Origin of the sequence: Caballeronia sp. BR00000012568055 (assembly GCF_029439455.1) — a bacterium.
GTDB lineage: Bacteria > Pseudomonadota > Gammaproteobacteria > Burkholderiales > Burkholderiaceae > Caballeronia.
The window spans coordinates 1-9,962 of the sequence record NZ_JAQFVG010000256.1 but is presented as its reverse complement, the minus strand read 5'-3'; the positions used below and the strand labels follow the sequence as shown (position 1 = coordinate 9,962).

The window sequence follows — 9,962 nt, the reverse complement described above, 5'->3', positions numbered from 1 at the left end:
AATAGAACAAAGTTGGGGATGCGCCTCATGGCAATTCCTTATGCATGAATGCGTGTCATGGTTCTATGAACAGGCATCGTTTGTGTTTCGCCGGTCGCGCAAGGAACATGAATGTTGTCGAGACTCGACATCGGCATGGCGGGAAAGCGGCGCATAGAGCCGCGGATTGCGCATGAATGGCACTCACTCGCCTGTCCGCGCCTGATCCCTACAGGAGACAAAAAACTATGAGTTCCCATAGCCCGGCCGCCTGGCTGGCAGGCGACGAGTCGTCCACTTATTCGAAGGTGACGTGGCGTCTCTTGCCGTTTCTCTTTATCTGTTACCTTTGCGCTTATCTCGATCGCATCAACGTGAGCTTTGCGAAGTTGCAGATGCTTAACGATCTTCACTTTAGCGAGGCGGTCTACGGTGCAGGCGCCGGCGTATTCTTTATCGGCTACTTGTTGTTCGAAGTGCCAAGTAATCTGATTCTTCTCAAAGTCGGCGCGCGCCGCTGGATTGCGCGCATCATGGTGACGTGGGGCCTGATTTCCGCGGCCATGATGTTTGTCACCACGCCCACGAGCTTTTACGTGATGCGTTTTCTGCTCGGCGTTGCCGAAGCCGGATTTATTCCCGCCATTCTTTTGTATCTGACCTACTGGTTTCCCGCGTCGAGACGAAGCAAGGTGACCGCGCTGTTTATGACGGGTATTCCCATGTCCGGCGTGGTCGGCGGCCCGCTGTCCGGCTGGATCATGACGCATATGAGCGGTGCGCACGGCATTGCGGGATGGCAGTGGTTGTTTCTGCTCGAAGGCATTCCGACCGCTATTTTCGGCGTGATCGCCTATTTTTATCTGGACGACAAAGTATCCGATGCGAAGTGGCTGACCGATTCGCAAAAGGCCATGCTCGAAGCGAACCTGCGCGATGAGAAACCGGCGCACGCATTGCACTCCGTCAAAGATGGTCTGTTGCACCCGCGCGTGCTGCTTCTTTCGGTTACCTACTTTTTCTTTACGATGGGTCTGTACGGCGTCAGCTTCTGGTTGCCGACGCTCGTCAAGGCAAGCGGCGTATCCGACACTTTCCATATTGGTTTGCTTTCCGCCATTCCTTACGCAGCAGGCGCGATCGCTATGTTGATGGTCGGGCATAGCTCCGACAAGCGCGGCGAACGGCGCTGGCATCTTGCCGGTGCAGGTCTCGTAGGCGCACTCGGCCTCTACCTCAGCGTGGTCTACGCGCATTCGACGCTGTTCGGCATGATCGCTTTGACGCTCGCCACAATGGGCGTGGTCACCACGATCTCGCAGTTCTGGGTCTTGCCGCCCGCCATTCTTAGCGGTGCGGCTGCAGCGGCGGGTCTTGCGCTGGCCAACTCGGTAGGCAGTATTTCCGGCGTGGTCAGCCCGTGGCTTATCGGCATCATCCAGACGCAGACAGGCTCGACAGGCAATGGCGTGCTCGGTCTCGCGGTGAGTCTGGTGATCGGTGCTGCGTTGGTCTTCACGGTGCCTGCGTCGCTCGTGAATAGCCGCCGCAATAACGGCTGATGTCTCGGCGCACAGGCAATCAGCCCCGCAAATGCGGGGCTTTTCTACTCGATGACAACGCTCGCCCGTTGGTGATTTCACGTGGCTTCCGCTTGCTGCCGCTCGCTCAACACAAGACCAAGACGCTCAACGAGGTTCTTGCGTGCGTTGGCCGTGTGCAGATCCGTCAGTTCCGACGCACGCGCTTCGTCGCCCTCAGCAATGGCAGCGGCGATTGCAGCATGTTCATCCCAGATCGATTTACGTTGCCCCGATGCCTGAAGCACGGCGCCCATCACGCGGCGCAAATGCACCCAATGCGTATGCGCGGTTTCCGCGATCAGCGGATTGCCGGACGCTTCATAGATGGCTTGATGAAACGCCAGATCGGCATCGATCATGGCTTTGACGTCGTCGCTTTTGGACGCGCGCCGGCCGTTCGCGATAAGCGCACGATCGAGCTTTGCACCGCGTTGCGCAGCGAGTCGCGCGGCAAGCGAGTCGAGCGCGCCGCGAATTTCGTAAAGATGGCTGATCCATGCGGGATCGAGCGGCGTGACGAGCAGGCCGCGACCGGGTGCATCGATAACAAGGCCGTCTTTTTTCAGGAGCCTGAGTGCCTGCAACACCGGTGATCGCGATACGGCAAGTTGGTCCGCGATCTCTTCCTGCGTGATACGCGTTCCGGGCGCAAGCGAGCCGGAACTGATCGCATCGAGCAGCACTTTATAGACTTCGTCCACGTAGTCGGTACGAGCCTGAAGTTTGAGCAATTTTGCTGGCATGGTCTTAAGCGAGTGTCTCTGGATACAGAATACGGCAAGAGTACAACTCGCCACCGCAGTGCGTCAACGGATGCAATGCCATGCCAGCCACGCTCCACGTTTACCCATAGAGACAAGGCGGCGTTGCATCATTAATCTTTGTATACAGAGTACGGAGTTCGGTAACCGGTGTTCTGGAAACGGAATCCGCGTTCGATAAGTTCGCTAAGTTCGCTAAGTTCGATAAATCAGGCAAGCCAATCCACAACAACCAGAGACAAGGAATCCCCATGACCATCAAGTCAGACAAGCTGGAAGGGCAGAAAAGCGGCGGCGGTGCGGCACCGTCCGCGACGGTAAAGAAGCTGGTGCCGTTTGGCGGCTACTACGTTAATAAGGTGCCGGGCCATGATCCGGAACTGACCGAAACAGGACCGGGCACGCCGATGGGCGAATATATGCGCGCGTTCTGGCACCCCATCTGCATGGCGATGGAACTGACGGATACGCCGCGCTTTCTCAAGATTCTCGGCGAAGAACTGGTGGCGTTTCGCGACGGCAGTGGACGTATCGGCGTGCTGCATGCACATTGCGCGCATCGCGGTGCATCGCTTGAATATGGCGCGATTCAGGAACGCGGCATCATGTGCTGCTATCACGGCATGGTCTTTGACGTGGATGGCGCTTGCCTGCATGTGCCTTTTCCTAAGGGCGAAGAAAAGGAAGCAGAGAAGTACGCGTGTTCCATTCGTCAAGGCGCTTATAAAGCCGTGGAACGTCATGGTCTGATTTTCGCCTATATGGGGCCGCCGGAAAACGAGCCGCCGTTCCCGGAATGGGAAGGCGATTTCACCGTCATGCCCGGAGACGAACTCGTTCCTTATAGCAATTTCCAACATTGCAATTGGCTTCAGGTGCAAGACAACGCGGCTGACAATTTCCATCCGACCGCTTTGCATGCCGCTAAGAATGTCGTTAAAGGCCAGTTTCAAGGCACGACGTTCGATGAAGTCGGCGCAGCTTCAATGGAGGTCGCGCCCGACATGCACTTTCAACCGGTTCAGCAAGGCCGCAGTCTTGCGTGCGCAGGCGCGCGCCGCGTGAATAAAGATCGCCTTTTTGTGCGGGTGCAGCATCAGGTGTTGCCGAATCTGAGCCTGCATGCTTATACGTCTGAAGACGGTTCGAAGAAAAAGCTCTTCAGCCGCTTTCATATCATTCGCTGGACCGTTCCGGTGGACGATGAAAACAGCAAGATGATCGGCTGGCGTGTGATGGGTCCTGGTATCGATACGCGTGGCATCGGCAAGAAGGAATTGGTGGGCTACGAGTCGATCGACTTTCTCGATGGCCAGGTAGCGATGCGTCGTCCTGAACGTTTCGGAAACCATACGATCGACGATATCGTGCCCATTCCGCCGAATCATCGCGAACGGGCAAACTACAAGCAGGCGCAGTACGCGCCCGGCGATTACGAAGCGATCATCAGTCAACGTCCGATCGCGGTTCACGCGCTTGAAAATCCGACCAAGTTCGATGCAGGCGTGTTCCTGTTTCGCAAGATGCTGCGCGATGCGCTGCGCGGCTCGAATCCGGCGGCATCGGCGGTGAATTTTGCCGAGTGGTTCCGCGAAAATGCGGGCGCGCCGAATAGCTTTTGCTCGGGCAATGTCTTCGAGATTGCCGAAGGCGGCAGCGTCGAAGAAGAAGTCACGCGGCGTCGCAAAGTGCTCAAGCAGATCGTCGCCATTCTCAACGAGAGTGAAGCGAAGAAAGGCGCCGATCGTGTCACGTTTGTGCGCGAGCGCTTCGAAGAACTCGAACAATCGATGAAGGAGTAAGACCGGTCAGAGGCGAGGGCGCAATAGTGCGCGCTCGCCTTTCAAAACCGGCATCGATTGAGGACTCAGACCATGTCAACGCAACCGATTCCCGACGCGGATACGCTCAACTTGCTGGTGCGGCAAGTGCGCTATGAAGGCCGCGGTATCAATTCGTATGAGCTTGTCGATGAAAACGGCGCTGCGCTGCCACCGTTCACGGCAGGCGCGCATCTGGACATTCATCTCGCGGGCGGCGTGATCCGCCAATATTCGATCAGCAATGCGTCACGCGAGCGGCATCGTTATGTGATCGCCGTATTGCGCGATGAACGTGGACGCGGTGGCTCAAAAGCTTTGCACGAACAACTGCGCGTAGGCGATTTCGTGCGTGTAAGCCGTCCTCGCAATAATTTCAAACTCGTGGAAGGCGCGCGCCGTGTCGTGCTGATTGCGGGCGGAATAGGTGTGACGCCGCTCAAGGCAATGGCGCATGAACTCGAGGACGCGGGCATCGACTATGAAATGCACTACTGCACGCGCGATGCTAAGTGCGCCGCATTCTCTGATGAATTCGAGTCCATGCGCGCAAGCGGACGCCTGCAATTTCATTTCGATGGCGGCGATCCGTCCGATGGCCTGAACATACGCGATCTGCTTCATGCGCCCGGCGATGGCGAACACGTTTATTACTGCGGTCCGGGCGGCTTTATGAAGGCGTGTGCGGACGCTGCGGGGCACTGGCCGGCGGGCACAGTTCACTTCGAGCATTTCAAAGCGCCTGAACGCAGTGTCGATGAACACGCCGCTAACGATGCGTTAGACAGCTTCATCGTACGCATAGCAAGTACGGGTCAGGAAATCGAAGTATCGAAAGAAGAAAGCATTGCGGATGCGCTTGCGTCCGCCGGTGTGCCGATGGAAACATCGTGCTGCGCGGGACTATGCGGCACGTGCAAGGTGCGCTATCTGGAAGGCGAAGTGGAGCACAACGACTGCATCCTCGGCGATGACGAAAAGGCAGAGTATTTGACTGCATGTGTTTCGCGTGCGACCAGCAAAATATTGGTCCTCGATCTTTGACACGCTTTAAAGCAGGAAAAAGGCAGGCGAATTTTTTGCCTGCCTTTTTTATTTTTGTTAAGGATCGGCTAGCTTACAAATAAATTAATCCAAGAAATGGTAAGACAAATAGGCGCATCACGCCACGAACGCCAATCAGTAGTCACCTAAAGCATATTTGTCCAGACTGTTCAGTTTCCCCTTGGCGCGCTTAATATAATCAGCCTGACTCATCGCCGGAAATCGGCGAGCCGTAAGGACAAGAATTCCGCTAAGTAATCCACGTATCGGTAAGTAATGGCATCGACGTATGCGCCGGATCGGGTTGTGAGGGAATATCATTTGCTGATAAATCCGTTCGCAGCTTCGGCCGATTCGATGTAACGGCCAACACGGGGGAGAGAGACCGGGCATTAAACGCACCGGCCCTCGTGTGCTGCCAGAGACGAGGAAAAGAACTAATGACACCGGTTGTATTTGGCAGACGCTTTGGATGGATGCACGCGGGCGAGGGCACCCGTGGCGTCGTGTTGTACAATACCTATGGTCACGAATTTGTCTGGACCTACAGCGGCATGCGTGCGCTTGCCGATGCCTTGGCCGCGCACGGTCTGTGGGTGCTGCGCTTCGACTATCTCGGTACGGGCGACTCGGATGGCACGGATGCTGCGCCCGATCAATTCGACACGGCGGTGAACGATATAGGCGCCGCCGTCGCATTTCTTAAGGAAAAAACGGGTGTCACCGATGTGACGCTTTGCGGATTTCGTGTCGGCGCGGCCTTTGCGCTCGAAGCCGCGTTGCATGCTCCAGTCGATGCGCTGGCTTTGCTCGCACCGATTGCAAACGGCCGCCAATATGTGCGCGAACTGGACATCACGCGTAAAACGTGGCTCGATATTTTGCCGCCGCCCATCCGCGAAATGCAGTCGGACAACGCGCCGCTAAACGTACTTGGGCAGATTTATCACGACGATTTCAAGCGGGCTTTGCAAAATATCGATCTCGCTCGCAGCGTGAAAAACGCGAGCCTTGCACCGGCGCGCCGCGCTTTGATCATGCAGTCGCGCACGGGATCCAAAGACCCATTGCGCGATGCTTTAACGGAAGCGGGCGTAGACACTCAAGCTCAGGTCTTTGAGGAATTAACGGGATTTCTTCAAGAGTCTGCATTCAATAGCGTCCCTAAGGCGGCCTTTGCCCAAGTCGTTAATTGGATTGCAGGCGACGCTAAAGAAATGACTCCACGCGAGGAATCGGCTAAGTGGCCTGACTTGCAGATCGAAACGCCGGAGGCGATCGAGCATCCGGTCTGTATCGGCGATGAAAAGCTGTTTGGGATTTTGTGCGAGCCGCGCAGAGGCACGTCACGCAGTGCTTCGATTTTCATTTTGACGAACACGTCCGCGAGTCCGCATGTGGGTGACAGCCGCTTGTCCGTGCGTATTGCGCGAGAGTTGGCGCGGCGCGGCGTCGCCTCGTTGCGTTTCGATGCGCGTGGACGGGGCGATAGTCCCGCCGCACCCGGCGAGGTTCAATCCGACACACCGTTCGGACGCATCTACAATCTGTTCGCGACGCAGGATGCCGCGCTTGCTGCGCGCTGGCTATCGCGACAGGGCTACAAATCCATTCATACGTTCGGCATTTGCTCGGGCGCTTATCACGCGCTCAAAGCGGCGGTGATCGAACCGACGATCAATGGCGTGATATCGGTGAATCTGCCGACGTTCAAGCGGCCAGCCGATAAAACGCCCGAAGAGATGCGCGAAAAGACCCGCAATTCGCTGGCGGGCTACGCGTTTTCGATGTTCGAATGGCAGAAGTGGAAAGCCATGCTGCGCGGTGAAAAGAATCTGCTGAACGTATTGCAGTTTCTCGGCGGATACGTCTTGACGCGTTCCTATTCGCGCCTTAGCGATATGCTGCATCTCGACGGCTTGCGCAATGCGCCGCCCGAATTGGCGACCACGCCGTTACCCATTGTTCGCGCACTCGAAGCCAAGGGCGTAAAGACCACGTTTCTTTATGGCAGCTACGACGCGGGGCTGGACTTGCTGGCTTCTTACTTTGGCAAGCTCGGCGCGCGCTTAGCGAAATATCCATCGGTTCGCGTGGTGACGTCGCCTGAGCTGGATCACTCGCTGTTCAATGCTGGAAGCGTGCAGCAGGTGATCGGTTTGTGCGAAACCGTGGTCAAGGACACGAACGTCGCAGTCGAAGAGCGGCCGCTTCCGCACCGGGCTACAGCGGTGCTTTAGCGGCGAGGGCGGGCTAAGATTTTCATGGAAGCCTGCTTAGCGCCGCGTTCCAGCCGCTATTGAATCGACGAATCCTGTTGAAAGCTCACACAGGCACAATCCCTTCTTTTGCTGAGATAACTCATCGAAAGAGGTGCGGTGTGAGGCTCGTCTACTTGCTGGTGGTGCTGACCATTGTGAGCGAGTTCGCCCTGGCGCAAGTGTTTCTTGAGGCCGTGGTGCAGCCAGCCAATTGCGATTCCAATGACGCAGCAGTCTGTTTGGAATCGCTCTTTTTTCTTGAGTGACGCGCGTAACGTCTTAAGCTTTCAATTTGGTTAAAGATCGACAAGGTTTTGATTGTGTTCAATAGATAGTTCGTTATCCGATATTTATGCTATCCAGTGGTGCGCTCTCTTATCCTATTACTTCCTGTACTACGAAGACGTCACTACTTCAACCTCCGCACAAAACGCCGGATAGTGGCCGCTTGCGAACGAGGAGGTTTCAACCATGCGTATTTTTCTGACGGGCGCCACAGGATTTATCGGGTCAGCGGTCATTCCTGAACTGATCGCGGCGGGACACGAAGTGATCGGCATGACGCGTTCGGATGCGGGCGCGCGCGCGCTCGAAGCTGCTGGCGCGAAGGTCCATCACGGCACGCTCGAAGACCCGGACACGCTCCACAGCGGCGCATTGCACGCGGATGCGGTCATTCACACAGCTTTCGATCACGATTTCTCACGCTTCGTTGAAAACTGCGAGAAAGACAAGCGCGCAATCGCTGCGCTCGGTTCGGCACTCGCGGGTTCGGATCGTCCGCTGATCATCACGTCGGGCACGGGAATCGGCAGTGGCGAGCACGGTGAACCCGCGCGCGAGGACGTGTTCAACGCGAGTCATCCGAATCCGCGTATCGCGTCCGAACTCGCGGGCCATGCGCTGCTCGATGCAGGCGTCAACGTTTCAGTCGTACGTCTGCCGCAGGTTCACAATCCGCTCAAGCAAGGTCTTATCACGCCGCTTGTCGATATCGCGCGGCGAAAAGGCGTCGTCGCGTATGTCGGCGAAGGCGAGAATCGCTGGCCCGCAGGCCATCTTTCCGATGTTGCGCGCCTCTACGCGCTCGCCGTCGCGAAGGGCGAAAGCGGCGCGCGATATCACGCGGTTGGTGAAGAAGGCGTGAGCAGCCGCGAGATTGCGGAGTCGCTCGGGCGCGGGTTGAAGTTGCCTGTTAAGTCCATTGCGCCTGAGGAAGCACAAGCGCATTTCGGATGGATGGCCATGTTCGTCGCGCTGGATATGCCGGCATCCAGCGCGCTGACGCAAGCCAAATTGAATTGGCATCCTAAGGGTCCGTCGCTTATCGCCGATCTCGACGAGGCGCGCTTCGTCTGAGCGCAGACGTGCTACTCCGTCGCCGCCTGAACCCGCCCGGACTTCACCGCGGCCTTTAGCGCATTCCAATCTGCTTCGTTCTGCTCTGCATAAGCCAGCGCAAACTTTTCGATCGCGGCATCGAACGCTGCGGACTTGCCGACATAACCCACGATCAGAGCCGGGTCCGCAGCTTTGGCCATCGAATGAGCGAGCGCGGTGCCGCACGACACCGCGTATTCCGCGAGATCCGCCACATCGAACGCGGAAAAATCGAATGCGCCTTTCATGTCTCTCAATTGGCGCACGTAAAAGTCGTTGCCCGTGTGATGCATGCTCGACCAGCCGAGAAAGATATCGCTGGCGGATTGAAGCATGCGCTGTCCATGCACAACACGTTGCCCGTGATTCGAATAAGGGCTGCGCGGAAGATAATCTTCCAGCACGGACGCGCGCGCTTCCTTGAGTTGCAGAAAGAGCGGACTCTCACCATCGGCGATAAAGAGTGCTCATAACACCGCGTGCCGACCGAGCCGATGCCTACCACGCGCACCGCCACATCGACCAGTTCGTAGCGATCGAACAGCGCGCGGCGATCGTCCGGCAGCGTCAAGCGGTAGTCGGCGAAGAAGCGGCGAATCATGCTGTCGTATTGCTTTCGCTCCTTGGGCGTCGAAGTTGGCATGTGATAAACGAGCGGCGGCACATCGACGATTCTCAACTTGCCGTTGACCATCTCGGTCTGACGCGTCATCAACGAGCGCGACGACTGGAGTTTTGCCTTGTCGATGACGGTCTGTTCGCGCTTGCGCTCTTCATCGGAATCGGCGAGCGCGAGCATGTCGGACGCTTTGAATTGGTAGTACCACACGTCGAGCGTGTCCATCTGGCTGAACTCGATCATGCGCTGCCGGAAGGTCTCGCAAAGACGCCGCACGATCTTTCGCTGATCGCCCGACGTAAAGCCACGTTCCCGCGCCGCAATCACGAACGATGTCGCCAGTCTGCGCACGTCCCAGTCGAAGGGGCCGGGCAGGGTTTCGTCGAAATCGTTGGGACCGAAGATGATACGGCGCTCGGGACTCGCGAACAGGCCGAAGTTGGCGAGATGCGCATCGCCGCCGAGTTGCACGTTGATATCCGAGCGCGGCAACTTCGATAAATCGTAAGCCATCA

General features: G+C 57.1%; 8 protein-coding genes and 1 pseudogene. 6 read left to right on the top strand and 3 right to left on the bottom strand.

What is annotated here, in order from left to right; translation table 11 throughout:
• Positions 1-227 precede the first annotated feature (227 nt).
• A complete protein-coding gene (locus P7F28_RS15365; protein ID WP_277185382.1) occupies positions 228-1,541 on the top strand; it encodes an MFS transporter in 1,314 nt (437 codons plus the stop codon).
• 77 nt (positions 1,542-1,618) lie between these two features.
• On the opposite strand, the gene P7F28_RS15360 is transcribed toward P7F28_RS15365, so the two are convergent.
• Complete coding sequence (locus P7F28_RS15360) at positions 1,619-2,305, bottom strand: GntR family transcriptional regulator (RefSeq protein ID WP_277185381.1); 687 nt, start codon at positions 2,303-2,305, stop codon at positions 1,619-1,621.
• Positions 2,306-2,574: 269 nt separating this feature from the next.
• On the opposite strand from P7F28_RS15360, the gene P7F28_RS15355 reads away from it, so the two are divergent.
• The 5 genes from P7F28_RS15355 to P7F28_RS15335 all read left to right on the top strand — a co-directional run bounded on the left by P7F28_RS15355 (position 2,575) and on the right by P7F28_RS15335 (position 8,807).
• Positions 2,575-4,125, top strand: coding sequence for a Rieske 2Fe-2S domain-containing protein (locus P7F28_RS15355; RefSeq protein ID WP_277185380.1), 1,551 nt, complete (start codon positions 2,575-2,577; stop codon positions 4,123-4,125).
• Positions 4,126-4,197: 72 nt separating this feature from the next.
• Complete coding sequence (locus tag P7F28_RS15350; protein ID WP_277185379.1) at positions 4,198-5,187, top strand: PDR/VanB family oxidoreductase; 990 nt, start codon at positions 4,198-4,200, stop codon at positions 5,185-5,187.
• A gap of 440 nt (positions 5,188-5,627) precedes the next feature.
• Positions 5,628-7,427 (top strand): alpha/beta fold hydrolase, encoded by a 1,800-nt coding sequence (locus P7F28_RS15345; RefSeq protein ID WP_277185378.1) that lies wholly within the window; start codon positions 5,628-5,630, stop codon positions 7,425-7,427.
• Positions 7,428-7,567: 140 nt separating this feature from the next.
• Complete coding sequence (locus tag P7F28_RS15340) at positions 7,568-7,714, top strand: hypothetical protein (protein WP_277185377.1); 147 nt, start codon at positions 7,568-7,570, stop codon at positions 7,712-7,714.
• A gap of 205 nt (positions 7,715-7,919) precedes the next feature.
• Positions 7,920-8,807, top strand: a complete 888-nt coding sequence (locus tag P7F28_RS15335) for an SDR family oxidoreductase (RefSeq protein WP_277185376.1) — start codon at positions 7,920-7,922, stop codon at positions 8,805-8,807.
• An 11-nt stretch (positions 8,808-8,818) separates the two neighbouring features.
• On the opposite strand, the gene P7F28_RS15330 is transcribed toward P7F28_RS15335, so the two are convergent.
• Together P7F28_RS15330 and P7F28_RS15325 are read right to left on the bottom strand one after the other, a co-directional pair.
• Positions 8,819-9,232 (bottom strand): DUF2252 family protein, encoded by a 414-nt coding sequence (locus tag P7F28_RS15330; protein WP_277185375.1) that lies wholly within the window; start codon positions 9,230-9,232, stop codon positions 8,819-8,821.
• Positions 9,233-9,357: 125 nt separating this feature from the next.
• Positions 9,358-9,960: pseudogene (locus P7F28_RS15325) on the bottom strand (DUF2252 family protein); the annotation flags it as partial.
• Positions 9,961-9,962 lie beyond the last annotated feature (2 nt).

Coding starts and splice junctions, on each gene's coding strand:
- P7F28_RS15335 (WP_277185376.1), top strand. CDS start 7,920: ATGCGTATTTTTCTGACGGGCGCCACAGGATTTATCGGGTCAGCGGTC.
- P7F28_RS15350 (WP_277185379.1), top strand. CDS start 4,198: ATGTCAACGCAACCGATTCCCGACGCGGATACGCTCAACTTGCTGGTG.
- P7F28_RS15345 (WP_277185378.1), top strand. CDS start 5,628: ATGACACCGGTTGTATTTGGCAGACGCTTTGGATGGATGCACGCGGGC.
- P7F28_RS15355 (WP_277185380.1), top strand. CDS start 2,575: ATGACCATCAAGTCAGACAAGCTGGAAGGGCAGAAAAGCGGCGGCGGT.
- P7F28_RS15360 (WP_277185381.1), bottom strand. CDS start 2,305: ATGCCAGCAAAATTGCTCAAACTTCAGGCTCGTACCGACTACGTGGAC.
- P7F28_RS15365 (WP_277185382.1), top strand. CDS start 228: ATGAGTTCCCATAGCCCGGCCGCCTGGCTGGCAGGCGACGAGTCGTCC.